Consider the following 14,951-nt stretch of genomic DNA (forward strand, 5'->3'; position numbering starts at 1 on the left):
CCATCTTTTCAAACATTTGACTTCGATATAAATATAGTAAAAATTATCGTCAATGCTTAAAAAGCTAGGACTCAATCAACACAAGTTTGCGAACCTGAGAATTGTTTCCCTGAGAGCGGCGTGATGAGACAGCAGTTAGCAAAAACTTCCAAGACTGAGGAGAAAGTATAGACGGATCGATCATTGAAAGAAAACTCTTGATATTTTTTTGCTTTAATGCTACTAAAATCCAATGGAGTTTCAGGTAATTTTTTATATCCTGAAAAAGAGGAATCTTTGAGCGATGTTGGTCATTTACCAAGGCGTAAATTTTTTCCTTCATCAAAATATTTGTCGCCAACCGCCGAGACAAAGAAAACTTTTGATTATATGCACCGGGCCAGATAGTGCGGTAAGCAAGACACTGGTTGAAGAAAATCGCATCACCAAACTGAGCAATCCGAATCCAAGAATCGATGTCATCACAGTTAGCATCAAGTGTGGAGTCCCAACCACCACTTTGCAGAAAAGCATCACGTCGGCAAGCCACTTGTACAGGTGTGCCAAAAGGCACAAGCTCTAAAAGCATACCGTAGTGAATATCGGCTTGTGGGATATAAAAAGCTAAACCGGGGCCAACTTCGGGAGTGCGAGAGAGTTCAACTTCATCACCATCCACCTGAGCCGCCACACAAGAGCAGATTACAGCATCGGGACGAAGTGCGATCGCCTTCGCCATCTCTTCTATGCAGTTGGGCGCTAAATAGTCGTCATCATCTAAAAACTTAATCCAGTCGCCGCTAGCTTTAGCAACTCCAGCATTTACCGTTGCTGCATGACCAAGGTTCACTTCGTTACGATGATAAACAACCTTGTCCCCTAAGCTTTTGACATAGGTTTGGGTGTCATCAGATGAACAGTCGTCGGCAACAACCACCTCGCACTCGATTGTTTGGTTACGAGCCGAGTCAATTGCTCTTTGCAGCAAGTTCAAGCGATTATAGGTACTGATGACGACGCTAAATTTCATAAATTTTACCCCTGTGGTACAGCATTCTGCAATATAGCTTTGATATCTAGGCTGTTGTATCAGTAAAATTATCAATCACAACAAGTAGACTGAAATAGGATTATCGATTTATGATTGATGATTGTGAGTTTTTTTTAAGCAGACAGAAAGACTATGAATGCTCAAGAGATTATCCGCTCCATTGAAGCGGAACAACTAAAATCAAATCTGCCCGACATTTATGTGGGCGACACCGTAAAAGTAGGAGTGAAAATCAAGGAAGGCGAAAAATACCGTGTACAACCCTACGAGGGAGTAGTCATTGCCATGCGGAATGGTGGCATCAACGAAACTATTACAGTTCGTAAGGTTTTTCAAGGCGTGGGCGTCGAGCGGGTATTTCTGTTGCATTCTCCCCGGATTGACAGCATCAAAGTATTACGTCGCGGTAAAGTCCGCCGTGCTAAACTGTATTATCTCCGCGATCGCGTAGGTAAGGCAACCCGGATTAAGCAACGGTTTGACCGCCCTTTGTGATTCGGACTTCTTTCATTATGGGAGAAATCTCAAGCCAGAAGCGGCATCTGCCGCTGACTTGTTCCCAAGGGTAAAATTGAGGTATGATATAAATCGCATATTGCGTTAAACTGAAATTTAGTTCAGCGCAATAACTGAATCAAAAACAGCTTGTGCGCTCTTAGTTCAGTTGGTAGAACGCAGGTCTCCAAAACCTGATGTCGGGGGTTCAAGTCCTCCAGGGCGCGCTCAAGAGCAAAAAACAAAGCCCGAAATAATTACGCAGCTGCTATATTAGCAGTTAGCGCTAATAATTTCGGGTAAACTTATTGTATTTGCAGTTGTTTTGCTTTCAGTAAGTGAAATAGAGTCGAAGCTGCAAACCGGGATGATCGAATTTTAGATTTTATATTTTAGATTTTGGATTAAAAAGACCAAATCTGCCGATTTTATATTTTAGATTGAGAAGAAATCTAAAATCGACAACCCAAAATCTAAAATTAAGCGCCTTTGCCTTAAGGCATGGGGTAAATCTAAAATCCAAAATCCAAAATTGAGTGACAAACGGGAGAATAAACGGTCGTGGCTAAAAAAAGTGAAGCAGAATTGCCAGAAACCACAAATGGGTTTAGCCTTGGCAACTTCATACAGGGAATCAAAGAAGAACTTGAGAAAGTAGTCTGGCCGAGTCGGAAGCAGATAGTGAGCGAATCCGCCGCTGTGTTGTTAATGGTGGCACTCTCCGCATCTTTGATATACTTGGTCGATGGATTGTTTGGTTGGGCAGCAAAACAGGTGTTCTGATGACTTTTGCAACAGACGAACCCCGCAACTCCACGTTGCAGTCAGAGGAAACAGCAGAAACAGCAGAAGCAGCGTCAAAAGAAGCACGCTGGTATGCAGTACAAGTAGCCTCAGGCTGTGAAAAGCGTGTAAAGACTAACTTAGAGCAACGCATTCAAACTTTTGATGTTGCTGACAAAATTGTCCAGGTAGAAATTCCGCAAACGCCAGCGGTGAAAATCCGCAAAGATGGCAGTCGGCAGCATACAGAAGAAAAAGTTTTCCCTGGCTATGTGCTGGTGCGGATGATGATGGATGATGATACCTGGCAGGTGGTACGAAACACCTCCCATGTAATTAACTTTGTCGGTTCAGAACAAAAACGTGGTAGCAGCAAGGGTCGCGGTCATGTCAACCCTATACCACTGAGTTCTTCAGAAGTCGAACGCATATTCAAACAAACCAGCGAACAGGAAGCTGTTGTCAAAATTGACATGGCTACTGGTGATAAGATAATGGTGCTTTCTGGTCCATTTAAAGACTTTGAAGGCGAGGTGATTGAAGTATCTCCAGAGCGGAGTAAACTTAAAGCCTTGCTCTCAATTTTCGGCAGGGATACACCAGTAGAATTGGAATTTAATCAGGTAGAGAAACAGAGTTAAATACAAATGGCGAAGAAAGTAGTGGCGGTCATTAAACTGGCCCTGAATGCTGGAAAAGCCAACCCAGCACCGCCAGTGGGGCCCGCCTTGGGTCAACATGGCGTTAACATCATGATGTTCTGCAAAGAGTACAACGCCAAAACAGCAGACCAAGCTGGAATGGTTATCCCTGTAGAAATTTCGGTTTTTGAAGACCGGAGTTTTACATTTGTACTCAAAACGCCACCAGCATCAGTGCTGATTCGGAAGGCGGCGAAAGTTGAAAAAGGCTCGAATGAACCCAACAAAAAGAAGGTTGGGTCAATTACAAAAGCACAATTGCAAGAAATAGCCCAAACCAAACTCCCCGACCTCAATGCCAACGACATCGACGCGGCAATGAAGATTGTGGCAGGGACAGCTAAGAATATGGGCGTAACAGTCACAGATTAGTCAAGAGTCAAGGATAATTAGTTATCACTCATAACTCATTTAGTCAAGAGTAAATGGTTGTTAGCTAAAAACTTAGCACTCAGTACTAAAAAATCAGGACTCATAACTAAAAATTATTGGGGGAGAAGCGAAGCTTCGGAATTACCCCAGGAGAAAAAAATGCCAAAAATATCGCGTCGTTTGCAGGGGCTGCAAGCAAAAGTAGAAGATAAGGACTATGAACCCCTAGAGGCTCTAGCACTTCTGAAAGATACAGCAACAGCTAAATTTACCGAAGCTGCTGAAGCGCATATCCGGCTGGGAATTGACCCCAAGTATACAGACCAGCAGTTGCGGACAACGGTAGCACTGCCCAAAGGTACAGGACAAATCGTCCGGGTGGCGGTGATAGCCAGAGGCGAAAAGGTCAACGAAGCAAGCAACGCTGGTGCTGATATAGTCGGATCAGAAGAACTGATTGACGAAATCCAGAAAGGTAGAATGGATTTTGACAAGCTGATTGCCACACCCGATGTGATGCCACAGGTGGCAAAGCTGGGTAAATTGCTTGGGCCGCGTGGTTTGATGCCATCGCCCAAGGGTGGAACCGTGACATTTGATTTAGCAGGTGCGATCGCAGAATTCAAAGCTGGTAAATTAGAATTCCGAGCTGATCGAACTGGTATTGTCCATGTTATGTTTGGTAAGTCAACCTTCTCGCCTGAAGATTTGTTAGTCAACCTGAAGGCATTGCAGGAGACGATTGACCGTAACCGTCCTTCAGGAGCTAAAGGTCGTTATTGGCGCACATTTTATATTGCAGCCACTATGGGGCCATCGATTAAAGTTAATATCAGCGCCTTACGAGATTTGAAACTGAGCGAAGCAGGTTAATAAAAGTTATGAGTTATAAGTTAGGAATAAAACTCCTAACTCCTAACTACTCACTACTAACCTTAAATTAAATAGGCAAAGCCGGAGACAGCAGGTGCTAATAGCTTAAATATCCTGCCGAGGTTAAAACTCTAATAGTCAGAATTACCACTCATAAAGGTGTGATAACTATGGCATTAGAAGTCTTACTACTCAACCCCGGCTATATTAGCTGGGGTTTGTTGTTTGGGTTCAGGTTTAGAAAAAACGTACAAGTAGGGCAATCACCGATTATTTTAAGGAGGTGAGATTGGAATGGGTAGAACACTAGAAAATAAAAAAGAGATAGTAGCTGACCTCAAAGAAACTTTGAGTGAGTCAACTCTGGCACTGGTAATTGACTATCAGGGGCTAACAGTTTCTGAAATCACAGACTTAAGGCGGCGGCTGCGTCCCAGTGGCACCGTTTGTAAGGTGACGAAGAACACCCTAATGGGCATTGCCATTAAAGATGATGAAAAATGGCAACCTCTGTCGGAATTGCTTAATGGTGCTTCCGCTTTTTTGCTGGTAAAAGAAGATTTTTCATCGGCAATTAAGGCATACCAAGAATTCCAAAAAGTCACCAAGAAGACAGAACTTCGCGGTGGTGTCCTGGAAGGTCGCCTACTCAAAGAACCTGATGTCAAGGTACTGGGAGATTTACCATCTAAGGAACAACTCATCGCCCAAATTGCGGGGGCTATCAACGCCTTGGCTACCAAGATTGCTGTGGGTATCAACGAAGTTCCTGGTTCACTGGCTCGTGCTTTGCAGGCTGTGGCCGACCAAGAGCAAAGTGGTGGTAGCACCGAAACTGCTGCTGTACAAGATAGCAGTACCGAAACCACGACTGAAGCTGATAGCAGCACCGAAACTGCTGCTGAATAGACTTCGTGGTTCATCAGTCAAGAGTCAAAAGTCTATAGTTAAAGACCAATGACTAATGGCTAAATAAATAATCAAAATTACAGGAGTTATATCAATGTCTGCTACAACCGATCAAATTTTAGAACAACTAAAAACCCTTTCTTTGCTGGAAGCTTCTGAGTTAGTCAAGCAAATTGAAGAAGCTTTTGGCGTGAGTGCTGCTGCACCTGTTGGCGTAGCGTTCGCAGGCCCTGGCGTTGCTGCTCCGGCTGAGGAAGTTGTTGAGCAAACCGAGTTTGAAGTGGTTCTCGAATCAGTCCCAGCTGATAAGAAGATTGCCGTGCTGAAGATTGTCCGGGAATTGACTGGTTTGGGTCTGAAAGAAGCGAAAGACTTGGTAGAAGCTGCGCCCAAGGCAGTTAAAGAAGGTATTACTAAGGATGCTGCTGAAGATGCTAAGAAGCGCATCGAAGAAGCTGGCGGTAAGGTGACTGTTAAGTAGTCACAATTCTATTACTAGTTTTTTATTAAGGAGTCTGAGTCAGGCTCCTTTTTTTATTAAGGTTTTGTAGAGCGACGAATTATTTGGCCGCAACGACAAATTAGAAGTTAAATTTTTCATCCCTGCAAGCTTGACCGAAAGGGCATCTAATTTTTAGAGTTCATAACATGAAGTTGTAGAAATTGTTTGATTGAACAGGCAATGTAAAAGGATTTGGAGTTTCCTATTAATTACTAATTTCCTTTAATAAACTCCCGAATCTCGCTCACCACAACCCCAGCACAAGATTCTGGTAAGTCATTTCCGGCATGAGAAATCATTTTCAACTCAACTTTCGGCATCAGTTGAGTATAAACTCGACTTTTAGCTAAAGCATCTGGTGTATCTTGGCCACCTTGTAAAATCAAAACTGGGATATCTATCATGTAAAGCCGCTTTTGCACTAATTCCGCCTCAATTTCTATTTGTCGCCGTTTGAAAAGTAACTGGCAACCTATGGGATACGGCAATAGCGCCTGACGCAGTTGCAAGTCCTGGGCAATTTTTTCATGCCAACCCAGAATTTTAGTGAAGGGAGTTAGCGATCGCAACAATTTAACTATTAGTGGTGGATAATTCAATAATCGCCGCATCTTCCGGCAATACTCTTCTTGTCCTGCTATCTCTACGCCCTCTGGTGCAAGCAGTACCAAACCAGCAACTTTATCTGGATACTTTAAAGCATAGCTAGCAGCAATCCAACCCCCAAGAGAATGCCCTACTAAATATACTTTTTCTAGCTTGACAGCTTGCAAAAACTCAGCTAAACACTCTACTTGTAAATCTATCGAATGGTGGATATTCGGATTCTCTGATTCACCAAACCCTAACAAATCAGGTGCAAAGCAATGAAAATCTTGTGCAAGGGACTCCATCACAGATAACCATTGACTGCTCTCATTCCAAGCACCATGTAAAAAAATTATAGGAGTTTTTTCACCGACTTCACGCCAGAATATCAGCCCTTGAGAGAGCTTTCTCCGGGAGTTACGGAATAGTGTATCCATTTTAATTTAGTAGTTAACTTTTAGCACCATAATAAATAGTCATTAGCATCTGACAAAAAACAAATGACTCATGACAAAATATTATTATGCCAATGTTGTCAAGCCCTTCAAGTAGTCTTGCAACTGCCGAGTATGGTCGTGAGACATCTTTCCTGAAGGTAGGAAATTGGGACAGAAAGCTTGGATTTCCATGACTTCCAAAGTATCTTGAATCTCCATTGTCCCATGTACCTCGGCTTCAACCACAATACAAATTGAATGGATTCTGGGATCGCGGTCTGGTGCGGAGTAAACTCCTACCAAACGATTAATTTTAACCAATTCTAGCCCGGTTTCCTCCATCAATTCCCGGCGGACTGTATTGGGAATATCTTCTCCCCAATCCACCATACCTCCAGGCAATGCCCAAAGACCATCATCACGTCGCCGGATCAGTACTATCCGACCATCGGGTAAAATTGGGATGATACTAGTGCCAGTAATGGGATGACGAAATATCATACCTAATACTGTTTGTCCAATACGCCATAAGCTACGTGTGGACTGGACAGCTGCCGGAAAAAAAGCAATAACGTTCAATCTTCAAAATTTATGTATTGTATTCTATGCTTCTCTACCACTTACGTAGACTCAACTAATAAAAATTTTATTGAGTTTTGTTTTATACAAAGATGTTTGTGGTTTGAGATTCTATTCTCACGATTTACGTAGAATATTATTAATTCTAACATCAAGTTTCAATAGAAGCACTGTATTCATCTATACATAATATTTTTTAAATAAGAAAAATTTTCAGCTTATAACTAACATTAGCCTTGCCCAAATCAGTATCACTAATAGTTTTTCAGACACATTAGAAAAACTAATCTGAATAATAACAGGACTTACGCAAAAAGGCAGTGAAAGCCCTGATTTCCCGTAGGGGCAATTCATGAATTGCCTCTGAGCGCGTGTAGTTTTGCGTAAGCCCTATAATAAGTTAGAATCCAGAATTCACAAGAGAAAATTAAGCGGGGTTTGAGACTGCCACCTAATTATTGATAATATTGATTGGTTTATTCCAAGAACAACAACTAGTTAGCTAATTTACATCTGTTTAACGTATTCAAATTTAAGAAAAAGTATTTTTCGTCTAGCTGGTGGGGATAATTCAAAATTTTTATTGACATAACAAGATTTAATGCGGTAGACTAGTACATTGTTTAAAGCGTATTAATTGCTGCACTAGGCTACAAGTATATCAATAACATTGGTAGCTGATATTGCCTACGTGATGCGTAGTTGCTACTTTTTTGTTGTTTATTTAATGAGGTGAACATGGCCAAGCGCCGTAACCCGAAAAAAGAAAAGGCGCTACGGAACCAGGCGTATGCCAGAAAGTTTCGTAAACGGACTACGACAGGAAGAATGCAGAGAAGGTTCCAACAAAGGCCACCGAAGAGTGAAGAAGAAGAAGGCGCAGCAACAGCAGCTGACACTGACTAAGCTGTCTGCTTAAATCCTTTTTAATTTAGATTATTTATTTTTTGGGACTTCCAAATAAAAAAATACTCAAGTACTTCTTGTGGGATGGGCGTCTCACCATTAGTGTCAACTTAGCGTGAAAACCTGCCTAGAACCAGCTTTTAGATTGTCTCGTTCCCAGTCTGAGACTGGGAAAGCCGTTCTAGAGGCTCCGCCTCCCTTCCTGGCGGCAGAGCCGCCAAGAGCAGCATTTCCAGCCAGAGGCTGGAAACGAGATTTGAAAAGGCTTTTAGCTTAAGTTGACACCAATAACTTCTCACCCGCCCGTAGCCAAAGGCGGGCGGGATGCCCACCCCACAAGATGGATAATTTATTTCTTGGAAATCCCTTTAGGGCGCACATTTATTTGTACGCCCTTATTTATTATTCGACAGCGATTTGAGCGCGGGCGGCTATGAGTGCTTTGCTTACCTGTACAAAGCCAGTACCACCGTAACTGTTGCGGGCTGCCACAACTTGACGGGGGGATATCGCCTCATAAATATCTGCTGCAAATGCCGGATGCAGTTGTTGCCACTCTGACAATTTCAAATCTTTCAGGAGTTTACCTGCGGCAATACTAGTTTTTACCACTTTACCTACAAGGTTGTAAGCTTCTCGGAAAGGGACGCCCCGTGCTGCCAGATAATCTGCTACATCGGTAGCATTGGAAAAATCTTCCGTCACGGCTTGGGCCAAGCGCTGGGTACGAAATTCTAAGCCTTCCCTGAGCAAAATTGTCATCGCTTCTAGAGAAGCTTTGACTGTGTTAACGCTATCAAATAGACCTTCTTTATCTTCTTGCAGGTCTTTGTTATATGCCAAGGGTAGCCCCTTCATAATCACTAACATCGCCTGGAGATGACCGAATACACGCCCTGTTTTCCCCCGCACCAATTCTGGGACATCGGGGTTTTTCTTTTGGGGCATGATACTAGAACCTGTGGCACAGCTATCTTTGAGAGTGACAAAGCGGAATTCTTCAGATGACCAAAGAATGACTTCTTCTGCAAGGCGGCTGAGGTGAACCATGATCAAGCTAGCAGCACACAAGAATTCGATCGCAAAATCGCGATCGCTCACTCCATCGAGGCTATTAGCATAAATATCGTCAAAATTCAAGAGTTTGGCTGTGTAGTGGCGATCGATAGGGAAAGTAGTTCCCGCTAAAGCACCGCACCCCAAAGGTGAGATATTCACACGGCGAGAAACATCTCCTAAGCGTTCCCAGTCGCGTTGTGCCATTTGAAAGTATGCCAAGAGGTGGTGAGCTAAACTCAGAGGTTGGGCGCGTTGTAGGTGAGTATAGCCTGGGATCAGGGTTTCAACGTGCTTTTCGGCTATATCCAGTAAAACACCTTGAAATTCTCGCAATTCGCTTTTGATTTGTTGGATTTGGTCGCGCAGGTAGAGTCTGGTGTCAGTACCAACTTGGTCATTACGCGATCGCGCTGTATGCAGCTTTTTACCCACATCGCCGACAATTTCTGTCAGTCGTCCTTCAACTGCAAAATGTACATCTTCAGCATCGACACCGGGCTGAAATTTCCCCTGACGGTACTCTTGGCGAATTTGTTCTAAACCAGCAACCAGTTGCTCTCCTTCTTGTTGGGAGATAATGCCCGTGTGAGCTAGCATTTTGGCATGAGCTTGAGAACCAGTCAGATCATATTCTATTAATTCAATATCAAAACCTATACTGGCATTAAAACGAGCGATCGCCGGATGCAACGCTGATTCAAACCGCTGGCTCCAAGTTTGTTTTTCGGTCATAAATTATGAGGGAAGTAGAGAAAAGTTAGGAGTTGAGAGTGAGGAGTTATGAGTTTTTGACTCCTCACTTCTCACTTTCAACTCCTAACTTTTAAATTTAACCGTAGCTAGTTAAATTCCGAATGACATAGCCAATAACTAAACCAATCAACAATGCCCACACTTGACCTGTCTGTATAAAGTGGCTCCAAGCTTTTTGCATCTGACCCATAAGGTCTGGATCAGTAATTGTTTGCGCTAACACCATCAAATTTACAGGCAAATGCCAAAATAACTGAGATATCAAATCGTTGTAGTGGCTCATATTTGTTGATTCAGAGGTTGGGGGTGGCAAATTTCAGTATCAGTTTATTTTTTACATAAATTACTGATAATATACTGAAATTTTGGGTATGACTTTAATGTCTTAACTCAAGATCCAGCCGATGCCAACCGCAATTTCTCGGCAGTTCGCAAAATTTGCCCCGCCAAAACTGCTGCGCCAAAACCATTATCGATATTTACTACACCTACTCCCGCAGCACAAGAGTTAAGCATTGTCAATAAAGGTGCTAAACCGCCAAAACTTGCGCCATAACCGATGCTGGTGGGTACGGCAATCACAGGACAACTGGCTAAACCCGCAACAACGCTAGGTAAAGCGCCTTCCATCCCCGCCACCACAATCAACACCGATGCTGACTCAATCAGGTGGCGGTTACTCAGCAAACGGTGAATCCCAGCAACGCCAACATCCCAGAGGCGCTGGACGCAAAAACCAGATAGTTCAGCAGTTACAGCAGCTTCTTCAGCAACGGGTAAATCAGCAGTACCAGCAGAAAGAATGCCAATTTCACCCTGGAATTGTGGTTCGATAGTAGGGGGAGCGATCGCACAAATTCGCGCCGATTCGTAATATCGCAAACCACTAACTTTAGATTTCAGTGCGGCATAAACTGCTGGTTCAATGCGGGTTGCCATCACCACCGGGTTGCGGAGGCGCATCACTTCCATAATTTGAGCAATTTGATCGGGAGTTTTTCCAGGGCCCCAAATCACCTCTGGAAAACCAGTTCTAAGGGCGCGATGATGGTCAATTTTGGCAAACTCACCCACAGATTCATAAGTTAAATCTTTGAGTGAATCTAATGCCGTATCTGGCGTAATTTTACCATTGGCAAGCGCTTCTAAGAGCGATCGCAAAGTTTTTTCATCTGTCATTAGTCTTTTGTCTTTTCTCCTTCGTTGTTTATAATTAGCCATTAGTTAGTGAACAAATAATCATTAATGACTAATCAATTACTTTAATTTCATAAATGTTCCAGAATGCACCACCAAGGGCGGAGAATCTGATACCTTCAAAACGATTACGTACAGCTGACAGAGAATAAACATTAACTAAGTGAACAAACGGTAAATATTCCTGACATAGCTGCTGCGTTTGGGCATAAATTTCTTTACGTTTAGCGTCGTCTAACTCCCTTGCTCCTTTAATATAAAGTCCACCAATTTGTGCTTCCCAAGGAGCCACTTCCCAACCTTGAATTGGCTTTTGCCCTGCTTGGGGTTTCTGATTAAATAGGTGAGATCCACCTTGAGGAGACCAAAGATTAGCACTATCATTTGGTTCTAATCCAGCACCAAATCCAATCAATCCAGCATCAAACTCTAGGGTGTTAGAAATCTTGTCTGTGTAAGTATTCCATGCCAGGGGTGTGAAATCTACTTGCATACCAATTTTGCTCAAGTCTTGTTTTATTTGCGAACCCATTGCTTCCCGGATCTTATTACCAGCATTTGTAAGCAAGGTGAAGCGAACGCGGTTGCCCTGAGCATCTATTAGCTGACCTTGTTCATTATATTTAAATCCGGCTTTGCTTAAGAGTTGCTTCGCTTTTTCGAGATTATAATCGTAGACTTTTAGTCCTTCTTTAGGCGAAATATAATAGGGACTTTGCACAGCAAGTGGTGAATTTTGTAGTATACCTAAGCCGCGAAAAGTGTTGTTAATCATCGTTTGACGATCAATTGCATAGGCTACTGCTTGCCGAAATTCCAGAGTATTAAACCAACGTGATTTGACTGGTTCGACTAGTGGCTTGCCTTCTCTTTTTCCTTTATTTAAATTGAAGAATAGAAAAGTTACACTAGAATTTGGACCACCATTGTAGATTTTGAAGTTACCTTGTTTTTCTTGCACCTTTAGCAAAGAAAAATATTCTGGCGAAACTCCCACATTATCTAACCCACCAGAACGAAATTGCAATAATGAGGTATCTGTTGATTCCACAATTTGCCAAACGATCCGTTCAATATAAGGCTGGGCATTTCCTTGAGCATCCTTGCGCCAGTAGTAAGGGTTACGGCGAAAAATTATCCGTTGGCTGGTGTCGTAACGCTCTAGTTTATAAGGTCCATTAACGATCAATTCATCTGGTGGAGTATCCACACCCCACTTTGTTAAAAACTGTGGTTTCCCCTCGTTATCTTTTGTTTTTACCGATTTTTGGAGGGCATGAGCAGGTAAAATTGCATTTGCTGTAGCACTACTAAGAAAAGGGGCAAAGGGTTCTGGAACAATAAACTCAACTCGCCGATTATCGACTTTTCTCACAGTGGGAAACTTACCTTTTTCCCCAATCTTTAGCGTGTCTCTCACGTCGGTAGGAATCGCTTTGTTGAGATAAATATCGTTGTAACTAAATAGCACATCATCTACTGTCAATGGTTGCCCATCAGACCATTTCAAATTGTCACGTAGAGTAAACACAATTTTTAATTTATCATCGGAAATTTCCCATGATTCTGCTAAACTTGGCTCTATTTTGCCAGTTATGGGGTTTTGAGTTGTTAACCCTTCATAAGTCAAACCAAAAATATTTGGTGACTCTTGGCTAAGAGGGTAGTTAAAAGTTTTAGGGTCGCTAAGAATGCTTTCTACCAATTGCGGTACTTGAGCAGATGCGCTTTGAAAGTTAGCTGGGTTGCAGGCGGTAAGTGTAAGTGCTGTTGCTGAAGTCAGAATTATTGGCAACCAAAAATGTTTAATTGCCAGAAATATTTTCCTAAGGAATTTCATACTTTCAATACGCGAATAGTGTAATTAATTTGATTGAGATTGTAGCCAATCAAGGAAGTATTAGGTTTTATTGAAATACTGAATGTCACTATCTCGTCAAACCTCTATAACTTTACGTCTGCCAAATTCTTTAGAATTGCTACTTAAAAATAATTTATTTTGATTAGGATGTAAGCCTGCATGAAAAATTATCCACTCCAAGATTATTCGGCTCTATCGGCTCTTTTATGGAACCTAATACTGCTTGACAGCTTTAAAAGCTTACAGGAAAAGCCTTTCATAATTTTCACGGGCATTATTTGATCATAAGCTTAGTGGCTCTACTAGGACTTACGCATTGACAGGAAGAACCAAATATGGGGTATGGATTTCAGGCATTAGACCTTGATTTTTTGACACTTTTTTGCGATCGCTATTTATCAAAAGATGATTGATAAAAGCCTGAAATGACGCATTTTCGTTAATCCACAAGATAATAAATTTGTACAGTGCGTAAGTCCTATCTACCATAAAAGAAGCGGTAGAACCAGAAAAGTTACTCTGAAGCAACTAGCAAGACAACAGCATAAGCACATATACCTTCTTCACGTCCAACGGGCCCTAATTTCTCATTGGTGGTAGCTTTGATACCAATTTGATTTGGTTGTAATTCTAAAACTGCCGCTAGTTTGTCACGCATGTTGTTAATATGCGGTTTTAATTTTGGACGTTCTGCTACTACCACCGAGTCAATATTTCCTACCTGCCAGCCTTGATCCCGAATCAGTTGATGTACTTGAGTTAATAGTACTAAACTATCTGCTCCCGCCCATTGGGGATCGCTAGGCGGAAAATAATGACCAATATCCCCCAAAGATAATGCCCCAAGCATGGCATCCATAATTGCGTGGGTAAGCACATCAGCGTCACTGTGTCCTAATAAACCCAGTTCATGGGGAATTTGAATTCCACCTAAAATCAAAGCGCGATCGCTCACGAGTTGGTGAATATCGTAGCCGTTACCAATACGAATTTTTGTCATTTGTGCATTTGTCATTGGTCATTGGTAATTTGTCATTAGTCAGGAATTAGGAATTATTATTCTCTCCCTGCCCCCCTACTTCCCTTGCTCCCCCTGCTCCCATTTTTCCAGGAGATCAGGGCGGCGATCGCGGGTTCTTTGAATTTGTTGTTCGTAACGCCACCGTGCGATCGCTGCGTGATTCCCACTGAGCAATACTTCAGGCACTTTCAAGCCGCGAAAATTGGCAGGACGAGTATATTGGGGATAGTCCAACAACCCCTGCTCAAAACTTTCTGCTGTCAGGGACTCCGTTTTGGCCACAGTTCCTGGTATTAGTCGCACTACGCCATTAATCAAAGCCATTGCTGGAATTTCCCCGCCAGTCAGAATAAAATCGCCTAAAGAGACTTCACGAGTTACCAAATGCAGCACTCTCTCATCCACCCCTTCGTAATGCCCGCAAATAACTACTAACTGGTCATAATTTGTCGCCAATTCTTTCAAAAGAGGTTGATTGATTGTTTGACCCTGTGGACTCATCAAAATTACTTCTCTTCGGGGTAGAATCGGCAGCGACTCCACAGCGGTAAAAATAGGTTCTGGCTTCATTAGCATCCCAACGCCGCCGCCATAGGGTTCATCATCTACCTTTCGGTGCTTATCAGTGGTAAAGTCCCGTGGGTTAACTAGATGCACTTCGGCAATTTGTTTGGCTAAAGCTTTACCCAGCAGCCCAGAATTGAGAACAGAGTTAAAACAGTCAGGAAAAAGCGTAACTATATCAAAGCGCACAGTTATTCGTATTCGAGGACACTAATCTTAAATTTGAATGTCTAGCAAACACCAACAAGCCTTGATCGGGTCAAGGTCGAGTCAAACTCCAGTTAAACTTTATCAATAGTATCTAAAACTACCAGACCTCTT

At 42.5% G+C, this 14,951-nt stretch carries 17 protein-coding genes, 1 tRNA gene and 1 other annotated feature; of the genes, 9 read left to right on the plus strand and 9 right to left on the minus strand.

Features of this window, described 5'->3' with window-relative positions:
- Positions 1–64: 64 nt before the first annotated feature.
- Positions 65–1,009 (minus strand): glycosyltransferase family 2 protein, encoded by a 945-nt coding sequence (locus V7K30_RS11265; RefSeq protein ID WP_334999119.1) that lies wholly within the window; start codon positions 1,007–1,009, stop codon positions 65–67.
- 153 nt (positions 1,010–1,162) lie between these two features.
- Here V7K30_RS11265 and rplS point away from each other — a divergent pair, with 153 nt between their 5' ends.
- From rplS to rplL, 8 genes are all read left to right on the plus strand, one after another.
- Entirely contained in the window at positions 1,163–1,525 is a 363-nt protein-coding gene (gene rplS / locus V7K30_RS11270) for a 50S ribosomal protein L19 (protein WP_334999120.1), read from the plus strand.
- 154 nt (positions 1,526–1,679) lie between these two features.
- A tRNA-Trp gene (locus V7K30_RS11275) sits at positions 1,680–1,752 on the plus strand.
- A gap of 334 nt (positions 1,753–2,086) precedes the next feature.
- Complete coding sequence (gene secE, locus V7K30_RS11280; RefSeq protein ID WP_334999121.1) at positions 2,087–2,308, plus strand: preprotein translocase subunit SecE; 222 nt, start codon at positions 2,087–2,089, stop codon at positions 2,306–2,308.
- On the plus strand, positions 2,308–2,949 hold the full coding sequence (nusG, locus tag V7K30_RS11285) for a transcription termination/antitermination protein NusG (RefSeq protein WP_229463193.1): 642 nt from the start codon (positions 2,308–2,310) through the stop codon (positions 2,947–2,949). The genes secE and nusG overlap by 1 nt, the downstream gene beginning before the upstream one ends.
- Before the next feature lie 6 nt (positions 2,950–2,955).
- Positions 2,956–3,381 (plus strand): 50S ribosomal protein L11, encoded by a 426-nt coding sequence (gene rplK, locus V7K30_RS11290; RefSeq protein WP_094348918.1) that lies wholly within the window; start codon positions 2,956–2,958, stop codon positions 3,379–3,381.
- Between the two features lie 159 nt (positions 3,382–3,540).
- On the plus strand, positions 3,541–4,254 hold the full coding sequence (gene rplA / locus V7K30_RS11295; protein WP_334999122.1) for a 50S ribosomal protein L1: 714 nt from the start codon (positions 3,541–3,543) through the stop codon (positions 4,252–4,254).
- A 63-nt stretch (positions 4,255–4,317) separates the two neighbouring features.
- Positions 4,318–4,486 (plus strand) — a sequence feature (ribosomal protein L10 leader region).
- Between the two features lie 62 nt (positions 4,487–4,548).
- Positions 4,549–5,163, plus strand: a complete 615-nt coding sequence (rplJ, locus tag V7K30_RS11300; RefSeq protein WP_334999123.1) for a 50S ribosomal protein L10 — start codon at positions 4,549–4,551, stop codon at positions 5,161–5,163.
- Between the two features lie 94 nt (positions 5,164–5,257).
- Entirely contained in the window at positions 5,258–5,644 is a 387-nt protein-coding gene (gene rplL / locus V7K30_RS11305) for a 50S ribosomal protein L7/L12 (protein ID WP_334999124.1), read from the plus strand.
- A 233-nt stretch (positions 5,645–5,877) separates the two neighbouring features.
- Here the strand turns inward: rplL and V7K30_RS11310 are convergent, their stop codons facing one another.
- Both V7K30_RS11310 and V7K30_RS11315 read right to left on the minus strand, forming a co-directional pair.
- On the minus strand, positions 5,878–6,690 hold the full coding sequence (locus tag V7K30_RS11310; protein ID WP_334999125.1) for an alpha/beta fold hydrolase: 813 nt from the start codon (positions 6,688–6,690) through the stop codon (positions 5,878–5,880).
- Positions 6,691–6,774: 84 nt separating this feature from the next.
- A complete protein-coding gene (locus V7K30_RS11315) occupies positions 6,775–7,269 on the minus strand; it encodes an NUDIX hydrolase (protein WP_334999126.1) in 495 nt (164 codons plus the stop codon).
- 1,021 nt (positions 7,270–8,290) lie between these two features.
- On the opposite strand from V7K30_RS11315, the gene V7K30_RS11320 reads away from it, so the two are divergent.
- On the plus strand, positions 8,291–8,452 hold the full coding sequence (locus tag V7K30_RS11320) for a hypothetical protein (protein ID WP_334999127.1): 162 nt from the start codon (positions 8,291–8,293) through the stop codon (positions 8,450–8,452).
- A 125-nt stretch (positions 8,453–8,577) separates the two neighbouring features.
- Here the strand turns inward: V7K30_RS11320 and argH are convergent, their stop codons facing one another.
- The 6 genes from argH to trmD all read right to left on the minus strand — a co-directional run bounded on the left by argH (position 8,578) and on the right by trmD (position 14,819).
- Entirely contained in the window at positions 8,578–9,966 is a 1,389-nt protein-coding gene (argH, locus tag V7K30_RS11325; protein WP_334999128.1) for an argininosuccinate lyase, read from the minus strand.
- 97 nt (positions 9,967–10,063) lie between these two features.
- Positions 10,064–10,270, minus strand: coding sequence for a hypothetical protein (locus tag V7K30_RS11330; RefSeq protein WP_334999129.1), 207 nt, complete (start codon positions 10,268–10,270; stop codon positions 10,064–10,066).
- Positions 10,271–10,377: 107 nt separating this feature from the next.
- On the minus strand, positions 10,378–11,166 hold the full coding sequence (larB, locus tag V7K30_RS11335; RefSeq protein ID WP_334999130.1) for a nickel pincer cofactor biosynthesis protein LarB: 789 nt from the start codon (positions 11,164–11,166) through the stop codon (positions 10,378–10,380).
- A 70-nt stretch (positions 11,167–11,236) separates the two neighbouring features.
- Positions 11,237–13,024: an ABC transporter substrate-binding protein gene (locus tag V7K30_RS11340; protein ID WP_334999131.1), complete on the minus strand. Its 1,788-nt coding sequence runs from the start codon at positions 13,022–13,024 to the stop codon at positions 11,237–11,239.
- Between the two features lie 535 nt (positions 13,025–13,559).
- On the minus strand, positions 13,560–14,045 hold the full coding sequence (gene ispF, locus V7K30_RS11345; RefSeq protein ID WP_334999154.1) for a 2-C-methyl-D-erythritol 2,4-cyclodiphosphate synthase: 486 nt from the start codon (positions 14,043–14,045) through the stop codon (positions 13,560–13,562).
- A gap of 75 nt (positions 14,046–14,120) precedes the next feature.
- Positions 14,121–14,819 (minus strand): tRNA (guanosine(37)-N1)-methyltransferase TrmD, encoded by a 699-nt coding sequence (gene trmD, locus V7K30_RS11350; RefSeq protein ID WP_334999132.1) that lies wholly within the window; start codon positions 14,817–14,819, stop codon positions 14,121–14,123.
- Positions 14,820–14,951 lie beyond the last annotated feature (132 nt).

The sequence above is a fragment of the Nostoc sp. genome (genome assembly GCF_036917655.1).
GTDB lineage: Bacteria > Cyanobacteriota > Cyanobacteriia > Cyanobacteriales > Nostocaceae > Nostoc.